At 70.4% G+C, this 19,312-nt stretch carries 14 protein-coding genes; 9 read left to right on the top strand and 5 right to left on the bottom strand.

The features are described 5' to 3' along the window. The first annotated feature begins 45 nt into the window (after nt 1-45). Nucleotides 46-2,718: a SpoIIE family protein phosphatase gene (locus STRTU_RS12050; protein WP_246241364.1), complete on the top strand. Its 2,673-nt coding sequence runs from the start codon at nt 46-48 to the stop codon at nt 2,716-2,718. A gap of 60 nt (nt 2,719-2,778) precedes the next feature. Here STRTU_RS12050 and STRTU_RS12045 read toward each other — a convergent pair whose 3' ends face one another. The 4 genes from STRTU_RS12045 to STRTU_RS12030 all read right to left on the bottom strand — a co-directional run bounded on the left by STRTU_RS12045 (nt 2,779) and on the right by STRTU_RS12030 (nt 6,832). Next, complete coding sequence (locus tag STRTU_RS12045) at nt 2,779-3,576, bottom strand: succinate dehydrogenase/fumarate reductase iron-sulfur subunit (protein WP_159743543.1); 798 nt, start codon at nt 3,574-3,576, stop codon at nt 2,779-2,781. Continuing rightward, nucleotides 3,573-5,516 carry a fumarate reductase/succinate dehydrogenase flavoprotein subunit gene (locus STRTU_RS12040; RefSeq protein WP_159743542.1) on the bottom strand — a complete coding sequence of 648 codons (1,944 nt, stop codon included), beginning with the start codon at nt 5,514-5,516 and terminating at the stop codon, nt 3,573-3,575. Before STRTU_RS12040 ends, STRTU_RS12045 begins: the two co-directional genes overlap by 4 nt. A gap of 34 nt (nt 5,517-5,550) precedes the next feature. Further along, on the bottom strand, nt 5,551-6,378 hold the full coding sequence (locus STRTU_RS12035; protein WP_159743541.1) for a hypothetical protein: 828 nt from the start codon (nt 6,376-6,378) through the stop codon (nt 5,551-5,553). Nucleotides 6,379-6,532: 154 nt separating this feature from the next. Continuing rightward, complete coding sequence (locus STRTU_RS12030; protein WP_159743540.1) at nt 6,533-6,832, bottom strand: hypothetical protein; 300 nt, start codon at nt 6,830-6,832, stop codon at nt 6,533-6,535. Between the two features lie 419 nt (nt 6,833-7,251). Here STRTU_RS12030 and STRTU_RS12025 point away from each other — a divergent pair, with 419 nt between their 5' ends. The 8 genes from STRTU_RS12025 to STRTU_RS11990 all read left to right on the top strand — a co-directional run bounded on the left by STRTU_RS12025 (nt 7,252) and on the right by STRTU_RS11990 (nt 17,996). Continuing rightward, nucleotides 7,252-9,636 carry an ABC transporter family substrate-binding protein gene (locus STRTU_RS12025; RefSeq protein ID WP_159743539.1) on the top strand — a complete coding sequence of 795 codons (2,385 nt, stop codon included), beginning with the start codon at nt 7,252-7,254 and terminating at the stop codon, nt 9,634-9,636. Between the two features lie 184 nt (nt 9,637-9,820). Next, nucleotides 9,821-11,725 (top strand): translational GTPase TypA, encoded by a 1,905-nt coding sequence (typA, locus tag STRTU_RS12020; protein ID WP_159743538.1) that lies wholly within the window; start codon nt 9,821-9,823, stop codon nt 11,723-11,725. A 131-nt stretch (nt 11,726-11,856) separates the two neighbouring features. After that, nucleotides 11,857-12,189, top strand: coding sequence for an antibiotic biosynthesis monooxygenase family protein (locus STRTU_RS12015; protein WP_159743537.1), 333 nt, complete (start codon nt 11,857-11,859; stop codon nt 12,187-12,189). Between the two features lie 165 nt (nt 12,190-12,354). Beyond that, a complete protein-coding gene (locus tag STRTU_RS12010; protein WP_159743536.1) occupies nt 12,355-13,974 on the top strand; it encodes a peptide ABC transporter substrate-binding protein in 1,620 nt (539 codons plus the stop codon). Between the two features lie 40 nt (nt 13,975-14,014). Further along, complete coding sequence (locus STRTU_RS12005; protein ID WP_159743535.1) at nt 14,015-14,938, top strand: ABC transporter permease; 924 nt, start codon at nt 14,015-14,017, stop codon at nt 14,936-14,938. Continuing rightward, nucleotides 14,931-15,914 (top strand): ABC transporter permease, encoded by a 984-nt coding sequence (locus STRTU_RS12000; protein WP_159743534.1) that lies wholly within the window; start codon nt 14,931-14,933, stop codon nt 15,912-15,914. Before STRTU_RS12005 ends, STRTU_RS12000 begins: the two co-directional genes overlap by 8 nt. Nucleotides 15,915-15,925: 11 nt before the next feature. Beyond that, nucleotides 15,926-16,945 carry an ABC transporter ATP-binding protein gene (locus STRTU_RS11995; RefSeq protein WP_159743533.1) on the top strand — a complete coding sequence of 340 codons (1,020 nt, stop codon included), beginning with the start codon at nt 15,926-15,928 and terminating at the stop codon, nt 16,943-16,945. Further along, nucleotides 16,932-17,996, top strand: coding sequence for an ABC transporter ATP-binding protein (locus STRTU_RS11990; RefSeq protein ID WP_159743532.1), 1,065 nt, complete (start codon nt 16,932-16,934; stop codon nt 17,994-17,996). The genes STRTU_RS11995 and STRTU_RS11990 overlap by 14 nt, the downstream gene beginning before the upstream one ends. Before the next feature lie 166 nt (nt 17,997-18,162). Here STRTU_RS11990 and STRTU_RS11985 read toward each other — a convergent pair whose 3' ends face one another. Beyond that, nucleotides 18,163-19,302, bottom strand: a complete 1,140-nt coding sequence (locus STRTU_RS11985) for an ABC transporter ATP-binding protein (protein WP_159743531.1) — start codon at nt 19,300-19,302, stop codon at nt 18,163-18,165. Nucleotides 19,303-19,312 lie beyond the last annotated feature (10 nt).

Raw genomic sequence — 19,312 nt, 5'->3', positions numbered from 1 at the left:
CGGTCCGGGCACGATGAGCTGGAGGGGACGGGGCTCGTGAGCAAGATGTCATCTGGCGGGGCAGAACCCGCGCAGGCCGAGGGTCAGGGCGGTGCGGACACCCCCGGCGACCCAGGTGGCCGTCCGCCCGTGCGCGAACTGCAGGGTCCGCCCGTATGGCAGAGCAGCCGGCCCGGATCGATCTACGACTACATCCGGGTGGCCTCGTTCTCGCTCGGTCCCGACGGGCGGATCGAGCAGTGGAGCGAGCGGGCGGAGCAGATGCTCGGCATCCCCGCCCGATATGCGCTGGGCAAGGACCCGATAGCGGCGTTCGTCCCCCGGGAGTTGCGGGAGACCGGGCACCGCAAGGTGTCCGAGATCCTCGACGGCCGGGAGTGGACCGGCCTGGTGCCCTACCGCAGGGAGACCACCGGCGAGGCCGACGGGCTCGCCGAGATCTATGTGATGCCGTCGCGCAACGAGGACGGGGAGCGGGCCGCGGTCTGTCTGGTCGTCGATGTCCGGGCGCTGCGCGGTATCGAAACCGACCTCGCCGCCTCGCAGGCTGTTTTCGGTCAATCTCCCATGGGCTTCACGCTGTTCGGCACGGACCTGAGGCTGCTGCGGGTCAACGAGCGGTTCGCCTCGGTCTTCGGCGGTCCGGCGAGCAAGTACCGCGGCTGCGGTCCGCATGACTTCCTGCCGCGGTCCGAGGCCGAGCGGATGACCGCCGCGCTGCGCCGCGTCCTGGACACCGGCGAGCCGGTCGCCGAGATGCAGCTGGTCGGTCTGCCGTCCGAGGACGAGGACCGCCGCCGCTGGTCGGTGTCGCTCTACCGGCTGCACGGGGCCAGCGGCCGCCCCATAGGGGTCGCGGCGCTCGCCGCCGATGTGACCGGCCGGCGCCGGGCCGAGCGGGAGGCCGCCAACGCCCGCCGTAACCTCGCCCTGCTCAACGAGGCCGGCGCCCGGATAGGCAACTCCCTCGATCTGGAGACCACCGCCCGCACCCTGCTGGACGTCGCCGTCCCGCAGTTCTGCGATCTGGCCTCGGTGGACCTCTACCAGGGCCTGCTGTCCGGGGACGAGGCCCCGCCCGGCACCAGCGACGGCAGCGCCGAGCTGCGCCGGGTCGCCTTCGCCAGCGCCGTCTCGGACGCCCCGCTCGCCACCGCCCCCGGTGCCCTCGGCGGCACGCCGGACCCGGTCGCGGTCGGCGCCGTCCACCGCTACCCCTTCAACTCCCCCTGCGCGAGCGCCCTGCGGACCGCCCACGCACAGATCATCCCGGGCCGGGAGAGCGACGACGGGCCGGAGCTGGGCGCCGTGGTGCACTCCACCCTCGCCGTGCCGATGGTCGCCAGGGACACCGTCGTCGGGCTGGTGCAGTTCTCCCGTACGAAGGGCAGCGAGCCGTTCGGTGAGCGTGACACCGCGCTCGCCGTCGAGCTGGCCGCGCGCGCCGCGGTCTGTATCGACAACGCCCGCCTCTACCGCCGGGAGCACGAGCGCGCGCTGATATTGCAGCGCAGTCTGCTGCCGCCCGGCGACCCGGAGGCGGCCGGTCTGGACATCGCCTGCCGCTATCTGCCCGGCACCACCGCCACCGAGGTCGGCGGCGACTGGTTCGATGTCATCGAGCTTCCCGGTCACCGCACGGCACTGGTCGTCGGCGACGTCATGGGGCGCGGACTGCGCGCCGCCGTGGCCATGGGCGAACTGCGCACCGCCGTACGGACCCTGGCGCTGCTGGACCTGGAACCGGCCGAGGTGCTGTCGGCGCTGGACGAGATCGCCCGCGGGCTCGGCGGCGACGGCGACGGCCGGTCCAACCCCCGGTCCGCCCGCGGCCGGTCCGCGAACGCCGAGGGCACGGCCGAGAGGGACCGCTCCGCCCGTACCGCCGACCTCTCCGAGGTCTACCTCGCCACCTGCGTCTACGCCGTCTACGACCCGGTCAGCCGGCGCTGTACGTTCGCCAACGCCGGGCATCTGCCGCCGGTGCTGGTCGAGGACGGCGAGGACGCGCTGCTGCTCGACGTCCCCCCGGGGATGCCGCTGGGGGTCGGCGGGGAGCCGTTCGAGGAGATCGAGGTCGAGCTGCCGGACGGCGCGCTGCTGGCCCTCTACACCGACGGGCTGGTGGAGTCCCGCCACCATCCGCTGGACGAGGGGCTGCGGGCGTTCCGTACGGCCCTCTCGGGCGCCGACCGCCCGCTGGAGGACGCCTGCGACCACGTCCTGAACGCCCTGGACACCTCGCACGGTGAGGACGACATCGCGCTGCTGATGGCGCGGGTGCAGGGGCTGCCCAAGGACGCGGTGGGCGACTGGAATCTGGCGCCGGAGGCGCGTTCGGTGGCCCGCGCCCGGGAGCTGGCCCGCGACCAGCTCACGGACTGGGGTCTGCAGGATCTGGTCGACACCACGGAGCTGCTGGTCAGCGAGCTGGTGACCAATGCGCTGCGGCACGGCCACGGCGAGATCCGGCTGCGTCTGCTGCTGGACCGCTCACTGGTCTGCGAGGTCTGGGACGCCGATCTCGCCCAGCCGCGCCGCCGCCGGGCCCGCGACACCGACGAGGGCGGCCGCGGACTCCAGCTGGTCGGCCTGCTGAGCGAGGGCTGGGGCAGCCGCCGGACCCCGCGCGGCAAGACCGTATGGTTCGAACTCGCCCTGCCCGACGGGGAGTCGGCGCCGGTGGATCCGGCGGAGGCCCTGCTGAGCCTGTTCTGAGCACCGGTCGGGCGGCGCGGGGGCCGGGTGTGACACCGGCCCCGCGCGCCGCCCGTCAGGTCATTCGCTACGGCGCCGGATCTTGTTCCCGAGCCACACCAGCGGGTCGTACTTACGGTCCGCGGCGCGCTCCTTGAGCGGGATCAGCGCATTGTCGGTGATCTTGATGTGCTCGGGGCAGACCTCGGTGCAGCACTTGGTGATGTTGCAGTAGCCCAGACCGTGCTCGTCCTGGGCGGTGGCCTTGCGGTCGACACCCGACTCCGGCGCCGCGTCCAGCGGATGCATATCGAGTTCGGCGATCCGCATCAGGAAGCGCGGACCGGCGAACGCGGTCTTGTTCTCCTCGTGGTCACGCACCACATGGCAGGTGTCCTGGCACAGAAAGCACTCGATGCACTTACGGAACTCCTGCGAGCGGCCGACGTCCTCCTGCTGCATGCGGTACTCACCCGGCGCCAGCTCCGGCGGCGGCATGAACGACGGGATCTCACGGGCCTTGGTGTAGTTGAAGGACACATCGGTGACCAGGTCACGGACGACCGGGAAGGCCCGCATCGGGGTGACCGTGATCGTCTCCGTACGGTCGAACACCGACATCCGGGTCATACACATCAGCCGCGGCCGCCCGTTGATCTCCGCGCTGCACGAACCGCACTTGCCCGCCTTGCAGTTCCAGCGCACGGCGAGATCGGGTGCCTGGGTCGCCTGGAGGCGGTGGATGATGTCCAGCACCACCTCGCCCTCGTGCACCTCGACGGTGAAATCCGCCAGGTCCCCGGCGTCCGCGTCGCCCCGCCACACCCGGAAGTGCGCCTGGTAGGTCCCGGACTGCTGCTCTGTCTGCGCCTGGCTCACCGGCTCAGCTCCTCGTCGGTCAGATACTTCGCCAGCTCGTCCTTCTCGAACAGTTCCAGCAGATCGCGGCGGATCGGCGGGTTCTCCCGGCGGGACAGCCGGATCTGGCCCAGCGCCGGGTCCGCGGCCCGTGAATCGCCCTGCGGATCGGCGAGTTCGCAGACCAGGTTGATCTGGCGCCAGTGCCGGTCCATCGCCGGATGGTCGTCCCGGGTGTGCCCGCCGCGGCTCTCCTCGCGCTCCAGCGCCGCCCGTGCCACACACTCGCTGACCAGCAGCATGTTCCGCAGATCGAGCGAGAGATGCCAGCCCGGGTTGTACTGCCGGTGCCCCTCGACACCGGCCCGCCGGGCCCGTACCCGCAGATCGGCCAGCCGCTTGAGGGCCTCGAACATCTCGCCCTCCTTGCGGATGATGCCGACCAGGTCGTTCATCGCCTGCTGGAGCTCCTGGTGCAGGGAGTACGGGTTCTCGGCCGGGACCCGGCCGCCGTCCGCGCCGTCCGCGGTGTCCTCGGCGCTGAACGGGCGCAGCGCCTCCGCCTCGGCCGTGTCGATCTGGAGCGGATCGGGGACCGGCCGGTCGGTGAGCGACGCCGCGTACTCGGCCGCGTGCAGTCCGGCCCGGCGGCCGAAGACCAGCAGATCGGACAGTGAGTTGCCGCCGAGCCGGTTGGAGCCGTGCATCCCGCCGGCCACCTCGCCGGCCGCGAACAGGCCCGGCACGCCGGTCGCCGCCGCGGTGTCCGGGTCCACGTCCACCCCGCCCATCACGTAGTGACAGGTCGGGCCGACCTCCATCGGCTCGGCGGTGATGTCCACATCCGCCAGTTCCTTGAACTGGTGGTGCATCGAGGGCAGCCGGCGCTTGATCACCTCGGCCGGCATCCGGGTGGAGACATCCAGATAGACGCCGCCGTGCGGGGAGCCGCGGCCCGCCTTGACCTCGGCGTTGATGGCCCGCGCCACCTCGTCGCGGGGCAGCAGCTCGGGCGGGCGGCGGTTGCGGTCCGGGTCCTCGTACCAGCGGTCGCCTTCGTCCTCGGTCTGCGCGTACTTCTCCTTGAAGACGTCCGGGATGTAGTCGAACATGAAGCGCTTGCCGTCGCTGTTGCGCAGCACCCCGCCGTCGCCGCGGACGGACTCGGTGACCAGGATGCCCTTCACCGAAGGCGGCCAGACCATGCCGGTGGGGTGGAACTGCACGAACTCCATGTTGATCAGCGGCGCCCCGGCCAGCAGCGCCAGCGCATGACCGTCGCCGGTGTACTCCCAGGAGTTCGAGGTCACCTTGAAGGACTTGCCGATACCGCCGGTGGCCAGCACCACCGCGGGCGCCTCCAGTACGAAGAAGCGGCCGGACTCCCGCTCGTAGCAGAAGGCGCCGGAGACCCGGCCGTCTGTCTTGAGGACGCGGGTGACGGTGCACTCCTGGAAGACCTTCAACCGGGCGTCGTGCGCGCCGAACTCCTTCTCGTCCTCCTGTTGCAGCGAGACGATCTTCTGCTGGAGGGTGCGGATCAGCTCCAGGCCCGTACGGTCGCCGACATGCGCCAGGCGCGGGTACTCATGGCCGCCGAAGTTGCGCTGGGAGATCCGGCCGTCCGCGGTCCGGTCGAAGAGCGCGCCCCAGGTCTCCAGCTCCCACACCCGGTCGGGCGCCTCCCGGGCGTGCAGCTCGGCCATCCGCCACTGGTTGAGGAACTTGCCGCCGCGCATGGTGTCCCGGAAGTGGACCTGCCAGTTGTCATGCTCGTTGGCGTTGCCCATGCTGGCCGCGATACCGCCCTCGGCCATCACCGTATGGGCCTTGCCGAACAGGGACTTGCAGATCACGGCCGTCCGCATACCGGCTTCGCGGGCCTCGATCGCGGCCCGCAGTCCGGCGCCGCCGGCGCCCACCACGACCACGTCCCATGCCTGCCGGTCCACATGCGCCATCAGAGGGCACACCTTTCCTTAGGAGTTGCTGTCGTCAGAAGAAGCGCGGGTCCGCGAACGCCCCGCTGGCCAGAAGGAAGACATAGAAGTCCGCGACGGCCACGCTGATCAGCGAGGACCACGCGAGCACCATGTGCCGCTCGTTGAGCCTGCCGACCCAGCCCCACATCCGGTAGCGCACCGGGTGCTTGGAGAAGTGCCGCAGCCGGCCGCCGATGATGTGCCGGCAGGAGTGGCAGGAGAGGGTGTACGCCCAGATCAGCGCGATGTTGACGAGGAAGATGAGGCTGCCCAGGCCCATATGGCCCCAGGCGTAGTTCTCGTCGCGGAAGGTCAGCGCGGTGTCGTAGGTCAGGACACCGGCGACCAGGATCGCGAAGTAGAAGAAGTAGCGGTGGATGTTCTGCAGGATCAGCGGGAAGCGGGTCTCACCGGTGTACTTCGTGTGCGGTTCGGCGACCGCGCAGGCCGGGGGCGAGGCCCAGAAGCCGCGGTAGTAGGCCTTGCGGTAGTAGTAGCAGGTCAGCCGGAAGCCCAGCGGGAAGATCAGGATCAGCAGGGAGGGGGACAGGACCCACCAGCTGCCGAAGATCTCCCAGTTGGGGCCGCCGCGCATGGTGTGGCAGTTCTCCGCCAGACACGGTGAGTAGAACGGCGAGACATAGGGCGCGGCGTAGTAGTCGGCGTTCGAGAACGCCCGCCAGGTCGAGTAGACGATGAATGCGAGCAGTCCGGCGGCGGTGCCGGCCGGCGCCAGCCACCAGCGGTCGGTGCGCAGATGACGGGCGGGGATGGCGGCGCGCGAGGCGGTGTGCACGCCGTTCGCGCCCGCTTGCGATGAGGGTTCGGTGCCAGTGGCCAACGTCGGTCTCCGTGAAGGGCGCTCGGGCTGGACCGCTTCCGTCCAAAGCGGCCGGAATGCTTCCGCCAGGGCGGCAACGGGGTAGGGGTCTGAGTGGGGCGAAGCCACCCCCTAAGGGGCCTCCACCAGGGGATTTCCCCTAGGGCCTGTCCGCCTAGGGCGCATGCCCGTTCCGGCACCCGAGGCCCTCGTCCTGGGCGTCGGTCCACAGCGCGGAGTCGTACGGGGCGTCGGAGATCGGCACCATCTCGACCTCGGGCGTGCGCCGGTGGGCGGGGGGAGCGGCCGCCACGCTCTGCTTCAGCAGGGTGAGACTCTCGCGCAGATGGTCGGTGTCCGTACGGACCCGGCGGATGTCCAGCCCGGCGCCGAGCTGCGTCTCCAGTGTGCCCACCGACCGGACCAGGTCGTCCAGGCTGCGCTCAACCGCCGTCATTGCGTCCTGAAGGGACATATAACGTGCCCTCACTTTTGAAGGTGTGGTGGGCGATCTCATGCGCCCGAGAGTGTCGCGCGTCACAGTAGGCGTTGGGAAGGGGTCCAGCGCGATTACGACTCGAACCGGTGCGTTCCGGCAACCATGCGCCCCGGCGGGGGTCGAACGCCGATACGGGACAGGGGGCGCGCGGAGGGCTGCCCGCACCCCCGTGAACCCGGCTCTGAACCCCGCCGTGACCCGCGCCGGGGGCTCTGTGTTGGGCCGGGCGGGTGGCCTTGGTGCGGTGGCCGCCGTGTCGGGCCGCCGGTCCGGGCGCGGTCGCTTTCAGTAGGGGTGCCATAGATGTGATGAGCCGCAAAATCGGCCGAACGTGGTGCGCCGGTCAGCCCCAGGCGGTGTTCGGTGCGGCGCGGGCGAGCCCGGAGGTAACCGTCATGACCGACCACGATCACCCCGCAGGCCGCCGCGCGGTGTGCCGCAGACGCCGCTGTGCCGCGCTCATCGCGGCGGGGGTGCTGCTCCCGCTGCCGGCCCTGACCGGATGCAGCGACGACGCCCGGGAGGCATCCGTCGCGGCGTCCCAGGACATCGCCCCCGCACCCCGCGGCGAGCTGAAGGACGGCGGCACCCTGCGCTGGGCCGTCGACGCGATGCCCGGCACCCTCAACGCCTTCCAGTCCGACGCCGACGCGACCACCGCGCGGATCGCCGGTGCGGTGCTGCCCAGCATGTTCACCATCGACGCGAGCGGCAGACCGCAGCGCAACGCCGACTTCCTCGACGCCGCGGACGTCAGCACCCGCGACCCCAAGCAGGTCGTCACGTACAAGATCAACCCCAAGGCGCGGTGGAGCGACGGCCGGGCGGTCACCGCCGCCGACTTCATCGCCCAGTGGACCGCGCTGCGCGGCAAGAACAACGCCTACTGGACCGCCCGTAACGCCGGCTACGACCGGATCGGCAAGGTCGAGCAGGGCGCGAACGCCCACGAGGTCAAGGTCACCTTCGCGCGGCCCTACGCCGACTGGCGCTCGCTGTTCACCCCGCTCTACCCCCAGAGCGTGATGGGCAGCGCCGACGCCTTCAACGACGGCGCACGGGAGCAGCTCAAGGTCGGCGCCGGCCCCTTCCTCGTCCAGAAGCGGGACGTCAAGGAGGGCCGCGTCGTCCTCGTCCGCAATCCGGAGTGGTGGGGCGACACCGCCAAGCTCCAGCGGATCGTGCTGCAGTCGCTGCCCGGTGACAAGCGGGCCGCGGCGCTGGCCGAGGGGAGCGTCGATGTCGCCGCGGTCGACCAGGTCGCCGCGAAGCGGGTCGCCTCCGCCCGGCGCCCGGCAGGCCCCGGCTCGCCCGGAGCCGACGGCCACGCGGGCCCGCAGGGCGGCGCCCGCACCGGTGCCCGTACGGACGCCAAGGCCGCCGCGGCCGAGAGCTCCGCGCTGCGCGGCTACACCATCCGCAAGGCGCTGGAGCCCGCCTACACCCAGCTCGCCCTCAACGGCAGCAGCGGGCCGCTGGCCGACGACCGGGTGCGCCGGGCGGTGGCCCGTGCCCTGGACCGGCAGGCGCTCGCGGACACCGTCCTCAAGCCGCTCGACCTGCCGTCCAAGCCGCTCGGCAGCCATCTGCTGATGGCCGGGCAGTACGGCTACGCGGACCACAGCGACGCGCTCGGCGAGCAGGACGCCGGGGCGGCCAAGGAGCTGCTCGCGGACGCCGGCTGGAAGAGCGACGGCACCGACCGCCAGCAGGCCGGCCAGAAGGCGGGCGCCCCGGCGCCCGGCGGATACCCGGACGGGAACGAGCGGCCGGACGACCGGTACGCCGGTGACCGCTACGGGGACGAGTCCGCGGAGGACGACCGCTCCGGCGGCGGCTCCGACGACCGCAACCCGGCCCGCGCCGACGGCGTCCGGGCCGCCGCGCCCGGCCGGGGTGACCGGCCCACCGCCGCCGAGGCCCCGCTGTCCTTCACCGGCGCGGTCGGCTCGGAGGTCCAGCAGTCCGCCCTGCTGCGGCAGAGCGCCTCGTTCTACAAGCAGGCGGCCGCCAGCGAGAAGTCCGCGGCGGACGGCGACACCGAGTCGGCGGCGTACGCCAAGTACAAGCGGTACAAGAAGCGGGCGGCGGAGGCGCTCGGTGCCGCCGAGCTGATCGAGACCGGACAGGGCCGGCAGCTGCCGGGGTCCGGCGGGCACCCGGGCGCCCGGCACGCCGCCGTCGAGCGGGCCGCCGACGCGGCGGCCGCACCGCAACCGGCCGGCGACAGGGCCTCCCGGGTCGCCGCCGTCAAGAAGAACGGCAAGCCGCTCACCCTGCGCTTCGTGCTCCCCGACGGCGCCGGCTCCGAGCAGCTGCGCACCGTGGGGCGGCGGATCGCCTCGATGCTCGGCAAGATCGGCGTCCAGACCTCCCTCCAGCGGGTCTCCGACGCCAGCTACTTCCAGGACCACATCGCCTCCGGCGACTACGACCTGGCGCTGTACTCCTGGCCCGGCACCGCCTACCCGGCGACCGACGCCCGCCCGATCTACGCCAAGCCGCAGCCCGCGCCCGACGGCTCGCTGACCGTCGAGCAGAACTACACCCGGGTCGGCACCGACCACATCGACCAGCTCTTCGACCAGGCCGCCTCCGAGCTGGACGAGGGCGCCTCGCACACCCTCGTGGCACAGGCCGACGCCCGGATCTGGGCGGCCGCCGGGTCGATCCCGCTCTACCAGCGGCCCGAACTGGTCGCGACGAAGAAGTCGCTTGCCAACGTCGGCGCCTTCGGCTTCGCCACACCCCGCTTCCAGGACATCGGCTACCAGAAGTAGAGCGGTGCTCCGGGCGAATAAAAGGTAAGAATCCGCAGGTCATAGCGCATATGTACGGGCCGCGGCGGCTATTGCCGCCGCGGCCCCGTACGATGGGGTGAGGCCGTGGCTTCGTTATGCCCGGCGGGCGCGCGTACCGAATGGACGCGTCGCCACCCACGATTCCGGGAGAAGCGCCGCCAGTATGCCCACCCGCCACGACATTCGTAACGTCGCCATCGTCGCCCACGTCGACCACGGGAAGACCACCCTCGTCGACGCCATGCTCAAGCAGGCCGGTTCGTTCGCCGAACACGCCGCCGAGAAGCTCGACGACCGGATGATGGACTCCAACGACCTGGAGCGTGAGAAGGGCATCACGATCCTCGCCAAGAACACGGCGGTGAAGTATCACCCCAAGGACGGCGGGGACCCGATCACGATCAACATCATCGACACCCCCGGCCACGCCGACTTCGGTGGTGAGGTCGAGCGCGGTCTGTCGATGGTCGACGCGGTCGTCCTGCTGGTCGACGCCTCCGAGGGCCCGCTGCCGCAGACCCGCTTCGTGCTCCGTAAGGCCCTCGCGGCCCGGATGCCGGTCATCCTGTGCATCAACAAGACCGACCGCCCCGACTCCCGGATCGACGAGGTCGTCAACGAGACCTACGACCTGTTCCTGGACCTGGACGCGGACGAGGACCAGATCGAGTTCCCGATCGTCTACGCCTGCGCCCGTGACGGCGTCGCCTCGCTGACCAAGCCGCAGGACGGCACCGTCCCGGCCGACAGCGCCAACCTGGAGCCGTTCTTCACCACGCTCCTGGACACCGTCCCGGCCCCCCAGTACGACGCGGACGCCCCCCTCCAGGCCCACGTCACCAACCTGGACGCGGACAACTTCCTCGGCCGTATCGCGCTGCTCCGTGTCGAGCAGGGCGAGCTGGCCAAGGGCCAGAGCGTCGCGTGGATCAAGCGGGACGGCACCATCGCCAACGTCCGCATCACCGAGCTGATGATGACCGAGGCGCTCACCCGCAAGCCCGCCGAGAAGGCCGGTCCGGGCGACATCTGCGCGGTCGCCGGTATCCCCGACATCATGATCGGCGAGACGCTGGCGGACCCGGAGAACCCGGTCGCGCTGCCGCTGATCACCGTCGACGAGCCGGCGATCTCCATGACCATCGGCACCAACACCTCGCCGCTGGTCGGCCGGGGCGGCACGGGCAAGGGCGCGGACGCCAAGGCCGCGGTCAAGGACCGCAAGGTCACCGCCCGCCAGGTCAAGGACCGCCTGGAGCGCGAGCTGATCGGTAACGTCTCGCTGCGCGTCCTGGAGACCGAGCGTCCCGACGCCTGGGAGGTGCAGGGCCGCGGTGAGCTGGCGCTGGCCATCCTGGTCGAGCAGATGCGCCGCGAGGGCTTCGAGATGACCATCGGCAAGCCGCAGGTGGTCACCAAGGAGGTCGACGGCAAGACGTACGAGCCCGTCGAGCGCATGACCATCGACGTGCCCGAGGAGCACATGGGCGCCGTCACCCAGCTGATGGGTGTCCGCAAGGGCCGGATGGACAACATGTCCAACCACGGCTCCGGCTGGGTCCGCATGGAGTTCGTCGTCCCGTCCCGCGGTCTGATCGGCTTCCGTACGGAGTTCCTGACCAACACCCGCGGTACCGGTATCGCGCACTCGATCCACGAGGGCCACGAGCCGTGGTTCGGCACGCTGTCGACCCGTAACAACGGCTCGCTGGTCGCCGACCGCTCCGGTGCCGTCACCGCCTTCGCGATGACGAACCTCCAGGAGCGCGGGGTGCTCTTCACCGAGCCCGGCACCGAGGTGTACGAGGGCATGATCGTCGGCGAGAACTCCCGCGCCGACGACATGGACGTGAACATCACCAAGGAGAAGAAGCTCACCAACATGCGCTCCTCCTCGGCCGACTCCTTCGAGGCGATCGTGCCGCCGCGGAAGCTGTCGCTGGAGCAGTCCCTGGAGTTCTGCCGCGACGACGAGTGCGTCGAGGTGACCCCGGAGGCCGTGCGTATCCGCAAGGTCGTCCTGGGCCAGAAGGAGCGCGGCCGCACCGCGTCCCGCGCCAAGCGGTAACGGCCGGCGCCGGTAGTCCGGCCCGCTGCCATGGGGCGTCCCTCCGCGTGAGGGGCGCCCTTTGCCGTCCCCGGAAGCCTCCGGATCCGCTCGGCGACCGCGTTGTCAGTGGTCGGGTGGAGACTCTCGATATGGCAGCTACATCGAAGATCGAGGCAGGGCGCGAGATCGCGACGCTCATCAATGTGTTCACCGTCCGGCCGGAGCGGCAGGCGGAGCTGGTGGCGGTGCTCAGCCGCGCCACCGAGGAGACGATGAAGGACCGGCCGGGGTTCATCTCGGCGAACATCCACGCGAGCGCGGACGGGGAACGGGTCGTCAATTACGCGCAGTGGGAGAGCGAGGCGCACTTCCGCGCGATGCTGGCCGATCCGGAGGCGCGGGAGCACATGACGGAGGCCGCCGCGCTGTCGGAGGGGTTCGATCCGCGGCTGTTCGCGGTGGAGTCCGTGCATCACATATAGGGCTCGCCGGGGCGTCTCCGCGGGGGTGCCCCCGCTCCCTCCCCGATCGGGCATCCGAGGGGTTTCTCAGGTTTCCGGAGCAGTGGCGGACGCCGCCGGAGTGCGGTACGTCCCGCTGTGCGGTCTTATGTGGCCCTAGGCATGTCCCGGAGCTGAGGAGGCGTCATGCGGAGAGCCACCTGCGCCAAGTGGGGCGCATCCGCCGTCGCCGTCGCCCTCGTGACCGCGGGGTGCGGGGGCGGGAGCGGGGCGAGCCGTTCCGGGGTGGTCAGCGCCTCCTGGGGGGATCCGCAGAATCCGCTGGAGCCGGCGAACACCAATGAGGTCCAGGGCGGCAAGGTCCTGGAAATGCTGTTCCGGGGGCTCAAGCGCTACAACCCGAAGACGGGCGCCGCGGAGGATGTGATCGCGGACCGTATCGCGACCGCGGATTCGCAGAATTTCACGGTGACCCTGAAGGACGGCTGGACCTTCAGCAACGGGGAAAAGGTCACCGCCAAGTCCTTCGTGGACGCCTGGAATTATGGCGCGCTGCTCACCAACAAGCAGAAGAACGCCTCGTTCTTCCAGTACATCGACGGCTTCGCGCAGGTGCATCCGGACCGGGGGAGCCCGCGGGCCAAGACCCTGTCGGGGCTGGTGGTGAAGGACGAGAAGACCTTCACCGTCAGGCTCAACCAGAAGTTCTCCAGCTGGCCGGACACCCTGGGCTATTCGGCCTTCATGCCGCTGCCGCAGTCGTTCTTCCGGGACCATGACGCGTGGATCGCCAAGCCGGTCGGGAACGGCCCGTACACCGTGGACTCCTATGAAAAGGGGTCCGTGCTGCGGATGCGGAAGTGGGGCAATTATCCGGGGGACGATCCGGCGCGTAACGGCGGTATCGATCTGCGGGTCTATACGGACAGCAACACGGCCTATACGGATCTGCAGGCGGGCAATCTCGATCTGGTCGACGATGTGCCGGCCGCACAGCTCAAGAATGTGAAAGCGGATCTGGGCGGCCGTTACATCAATCAGCCCGCCGGGATCATCCAGACCCTCGCCTTTCCCATGTACGACAAGCGGTGGGGGCGGCCGGGCGCGGAGAAGGTGCGCCGCGGCCTGTCGATGGCCATCGACCGCGACCAGATCACCCGGGAGATCTTCCAGCGGACCCGGACGCCCGCCACGGACTGGACCTCGCCGGTGCTGGGCGCGGACGGCGGCTACAAGGCCGGGCTGTGCGGCGCGGCCTGTGAGTTCAACCCGGCGAAGGCGAAGCAGCTGATCAAGGAGGGCGGCGGGCTCCCCGGCGGCCGCATCACCCTCGCCTACAACGCCGATACGGGCTCCCACAAGGACTGGATCGATGCCATCTGCAACAGCATCAACAAGTCGCTGGGAGAGGACCAGGCATGTGTCGGGGACCCCATCGGCACCTTCGCCGACTTCCGGAACAAGATCACCGCCAGGCGGATGAGCGGCCCGTTCCGGGCCGGCTGGCAGATGGACTATCCACTCATCCAGAACTTCCTGCAGCCGCTGTATTACACCAACGCCTCCTCCAACGACGGCAAGTTCAGCAATGCCTCCTTCGACAAGCTGGTCAACGAGGCGAACGCGGAAACGGACGCGGCGAAGGCCGTCTCGACCTTCCAGGACGCGGAGAAGGTCCTCGCCGCCCAGATGCCGGCCATTCCGCTCTGGTACCAGAACGGCAGCGGCGGCTATTCCGACCGGATCAGCAATGTGGCCCTGAATCCGTTCAGCGTGCCGGTCTACAACGAGATCAAGGTCAACTGACCGTGCCGACGGGCCGAGGGACGAGGGAGGGCGGTGCTGCATGGGACGGTATGTGATCCGTCGGCTGCTCCAGATGATCCCGGTGTTCATCGGCAGCACCTTCCTCATCTTCTTCATGGTGTACGCCCTGGGCGACCCCGTGGCCGCGATGTTCGGCGACCGGGCGCCCGACCCCGCCACCGCCGCCCGGATCCGCCGGGACCTCTACCTCGATGAGCCGCTGTGGAAGCAGTATCTGCACTACATGGGGCAGATCTTCCAGGGGAACTTCGGCACCGCCTTCAACGGCCAGTCGGTCACCGAACTGATGGCCTCCGCCTTTCCCGTGACGCTCCGGCTGACCCTCGTCGCCATCGCCATCGAGATGGTCGTGGGCATCGTGCTGGGGGTGCTCAGCGGGCTGCGGCGCGGCCGGGACATCGACACCACGGTGCTGGTCCTCACCCTCGTCGTGGTGTCCATCCCGACCTTCGTCAGCGGCTATCTGCTGCAGCTGGTCTTCGGGGTGCAGTGGGCCTGGGCCGCGCCGTCCGTCGCCCCCGAGGCGCCGCTGAACGAACTCCTGCTGCCGGGGCTGGTGCTGGCGCTGGTCTCGCTCGCCTATGTCACCCGGCTGACCCGGACCTCGATCGCGGAGAACGCCCGCGCCGACTACGTCCGCACCGCCCTGGCCAAGGGGCTGCCCCGGCACCGCGTCATCACCCGTCATCTGCTGCGCAATTCGCTGATCCCGGTCGTCACCTTCATCGGCACGGACATCGGCGCCCTGATGGGCGGCGCGATCGTCACCGAGCGCATCTTCAACATCCACGGCGTCGGATACCAGCTCTACCAGGGCATCCTGCGGCAGAACTCACCGACCGTCGTGGGCTTTGTGACGATCCTGGTGCTGGTGTTCCTGCTCGCCAACCTCCTCGTCGACCTGCTGTACGCCGTCCTCGACCCGAGGATCCGCTATGCCTGAGCCCTACGTCCCCAAGGAAGCCATCGGCCATGGCGACGGCGGGTCCGCCGCGCTGGCGATCGGCGAGGCGGAGTCGCTGGAACGGCGGCCCGGGGCAGCCCCGCCCGGCGGGCCACCCGCCTCCGTCGGCAAGCCGCGCAGCCTGTGGAGCGACGCCTGGCACGACCTGTGCCGCAACCCGGTCTTTGTGATCTCCGCCCTGGTCATCCTCTTTCTGGTGGTCATCGCGATCTGGCCGCAGCTGATCGCCACCGGCAACCCCTACCGCGCCGACCTCGCCAAGGCGCAGCAGGGCTCCCAGCCCGGCCACCCCTTCGGCTTCGACACCCAGGGCAGGGACGTCTACACCCGGGTCGTCTACGGCGCCCGTGCCTCCATCACCGTCGGCGTCTGCGCCACGACCGGAGCGGCGCTGCTCGGCAGCCTGCTGGGCGGCCTGGCCGGGTTCTTCGGCGGCTGGGGCGACACCCTGCTCTCCCGGCTCGCCGATATCTTCTTCGGCATCCCGGTGATCCTCGGCGGTCTGGTCTTCCTCTCCATGGTCACCAGCACCACGGTCTGGCCGGTGGTCGGCTTCATCGTGCTGCTCGGCTGGCCGCAGGTCTCCCGTATCGCCCGCGGCTCCGTCGTCACCGCCAAACAGAACGACTACGTCCAGGCCGCGCGGGCGCTGGGCGCGGGCAACGGACGGCTGCTGCTGCGGCATATCGCGCCGAACGCGGTCGCGCCGGTCATCGTCGTCGCCACCATCGCCCTCGGCACCTTCATCGCCCTGGAGGCGACGCTCTCGTATCTGGGCGCGGGCCTGAAGCCGCCCACCGTCTCCTGGGGCATCGATATCTCCACCGCCTCCCCCTACATCCGCAGCGCGCCGCACATGCTGCTGTGGCCCGCCGGAGCGCTGAGCGTCACGGTGCTGGCGTTCATCCTGCTCGGCGACGCGGTGCGCGACGCCCTCGACCCCAAGTTGCGCTGAGGAGCCGGAAGATGACGAGCCAGGACACACGGGCCACGGGCGCCGGTACCGCCCTGCTCGATGTGCGGGACCTGCGGGTGGAGTTCCGTACCCGGGACGGTGTCGCCAAGGCCGTCAACGGGGTCAGCTACCGCGTGGCGCCCGGACAGACGCTGGCGGTGCTCGGGGAGTCCGGCTCCGGCAAGTCCGTCACCGCCCAGGCCGTGATGGGCATCCTGGACTCGCCGCCCGGTTACGTCACCGGCGGCGAGGTCGTCTTCCAGGGGCGCGATCTGCTGACCCTGCGCAAGGACGAACGGCGCAAGGTCCGCGGCGCGAAGATGGCGATGATCTTCCAGGACGCGCTGTCCGCGCTGAACCCGGTCCTCAGCGTCGGGGCCCAGCTGGGGGAGATGTTCCAGGTCCACGAGGGGATGTCCCGTAAGGACGCCCGCGCCAAGGCGGTGGAACTGATGGAGCGGGTCGGCATCCCGGCGGCCCGGGAGCGGGTGGGCGACTATCCGCACCAGTTCTCCGGCGGTATGCGCCAGCGCATCATGATCGCGATGGCACTGGCCCTCGGCCCGGACCTGATCATCGCGGACGAGCCGACCACGGCGCTGGACGTGACGGTGCAGGCCCAGGTCATGGACCTGCTGGCCGAGCTCCAGCGCGAACTGACCATGGGCCTGATCCTGATCACCCATGACCTGGGCGTGGTCGCGGACGTCGCCGACACCATCGCGGTGATGTACGCCGGCCGGATCGTCGAGACCGCCTCCGTCCACCAGCTCTACCGGGCACCCGCGCACCCCTACACCCGCGGTCTGCTGGACTCCGTCCCCCGCCTGGACCGCAAGGGCCGGCAGCTGTACGCGATCAAGGGTCTGCCGCCCAGCCTGACGGCCATCCCGTCCGGCTGCCCCTTCCACCCGCGCTGCCCGCTGGCCCAGGACATCTGCCGTACGGATCCGCCGCCGCTCTACGAGGCCGGACCCGGCCGGGCCAGCGCCTGCCACTTCTGGAAGGAGACCCTCCATGGCGAACGGTGACGGCGGCCGTCCGGCGACCGGCGCGGGGACCCCGGTCCTGGAGGTCCGCGACCTGGTCAAACACTTTCCGCTCACCCGCGGGGTGCTCTTCCACAAGCAGATCGGCGCGGTCAAGGCCGTCGACGGTGTCTCCTTCGACCTCCACCAGGGCGAGACCCTCGGGATCGTCGGTGAATCGGGCTGCGGCAAATCCACCGTCGCCAAGCTGTTGGTCGGCCTCGAACGTCCGACGTCCGGTCAGATCCTTTACCGGGGCGAGGACATCAGCGCCCTCTCCGCCCGCGCGCTGAAGGCCGTACGGCGCAACATCCAGATGGTGTTCCAGGACCCCTACACCTCCCTGAACCCCCGGATGACCGTCGGGGACATCATCGGCGAGCCCTACGAGATCCACCCCGAGGCGGCCCCCAAGCGGGACCGCCGCAGAAAGGTCCAGGAACTCCTGGAAGTGGTGGGGCTCAACCCCGAGTTCATCCACCGCTATCCGCACCAGTTCTCCGGCGGGCAGCGCCAGCGCATCGGGATCGCCCGCGGTCTGGCGCTCCGCCCGGAGATCATCGTCGCCGATGAGCCGGTCTCCGCGCTGGATGTCTCGATCCAGGCCCAAGTGGTCAATCTGCTGGAGCGGTTGCAGCAGGAGTTCGAGCTGTCGTACGTCTTCATCGCGCACGATCTGTCCGTCGTCCGGCATATCTCCGACCGCGTCGCGGTGATGTATCTGGGCCGGCTGGCCGAGACCGGCACCGGCGAGCAGATCTACGAGCATCCGACGCACCCGTACACCCAGGCCCTGCTGTCCGCGGTGCCCGTCCCCGACCCGGAGGCCCGCGGCCACCGCGACCGCATCCTGCTGGCGGGCGATGTCCCCTCACCCGCGAACCCGCCCTCCGGCTGCCGCTTCCGCACCCGCTGCTGGAAGGCCCAGCAGCTGTGCGCCGATGTCGTACCGCCGCTGGACGTGCCTGCGGAGTTCCGGGAGACGGCGGGGCCGGCCGGGCACGCCTCGGCCTGCCACTTCGCGGAGGAGCGGCATGTGGTGCCGAGCGAGTAGCCGTAGGGGCCGTACGGCGGTAGGGGCCGGAGGGCGGCCGCACCCGCAGCCGCACCCGTACGGGCACGGCGGCCGCACCCGTAGGGGCCCGTAGCCGCCCCCGCGGCACGGACGACGAAGCCCGCCTCCCCTTAGGGGAAGCGGGCTCCGAACGGCGAGCGGTGGGCTAGTCGTCCGTGCCGGACTCCTCGGCCGCCGCCGCCTCCTCGATCGCCGCCAGCGCCGGGTCGAGCACGATGTCCTCGCCCCGCGCCGCGGTCGTCGGCTCCTCGGGGAAGTGACAGGCCGTGAGGTGGCCCTCCGCATTCCCGCCGATCCGGACCAGCGGCGGCTCCTCCGTGGCGCACTTGTCCTGCGCCTTCCAGCACCGGGTACGGAACCGGCAGCCGGAGGGCGGGTTGACGGGGGAGGGGACGTCACCGGCGAGGCGGATGCGCTCGCGGTCCTCCTCCTCGTTCTCCACCAGCTTGGCCTCGGGCACCGCCGAGAGCAGCGCATGGGTGTACGGGTGGCGCGGCCGGTTGTAGATCTCGTCGCGGGTGCCCACCTCGACGATCTTGCCGAGGTACATCACCGCGACCCGCTCGCTGAAGTGCCGCACGATCGCCAGGTCGTGGGCGATGAACAGGAACGCGATGCCCAGTTCACGCTGGAGCTTCTGGAGCAGGTTGACGACCTGCGCCTGGATGGAGACGTCCAGCGCGGAGACCGGCTCATCCGCGACGATCAGCTTCGGCTCCAGGGCGAGCGCACGGGCCACCCCGATGCGCTGCCGCTGGCCGCCGGAGAACTCGTGCGGGAAGCGGTTGTAGTGCTCCGGGTTGAGACCGACGGTCTCCAGGAGCTCCTGGACCCGCTTCTCGCGGCCGCCGGGCGGATTGATCCCGTTGATCTCCATCGGGCCGCCGATGATGGTGCCGACCGTCTGCCGCGGGTTCAGCGAGGCATACGGGTCCTGGAAGATCATCTGGATCTCGGAACGGATCGGCGCCAGTTGCTTGCGGCCCGCGTGGGTGATGTCCTGGCCCGCGTAGGTGATCTTGCCGGAGGTCGGCTCCATGAGCCGGGTGAGCAGCCGTCCGGTGGTGGACTTGCCGCAGCCCGACTCACCGACCAGACCGAAGCTCTCGCCGGCGTGCACGGTCAGGTCCAGGCCGTCGACGGCCTGGACCGCGCCGACCTTCCGCTTGAACGGGAAGCCGCCGTAGATCGGGAAGTGCTTGGTGAGTCCCTCGGCGGTGAGCAGCGGCTCGCCCTGGGCGGGCGCGGCGTCACGGGGCGCCGGGAGGGTGACGTTCTCTGACATGGTGGTCGCT

This window comes from Streptomyces tubercidicus (assembly GCF_027497495.1).
Classification (GTDB): Bacteria; Actinomycetota; Actinomycetes; order Streptomycetales; family Streptomycetaceae; genus Streptomyces; species Streptomyces tubercidicus.
The sequence above is the reverse complement of the archived record's forward strand: the minus strand, read 5'-3'. Positions and strand labels throughout refer to the sequence as shown.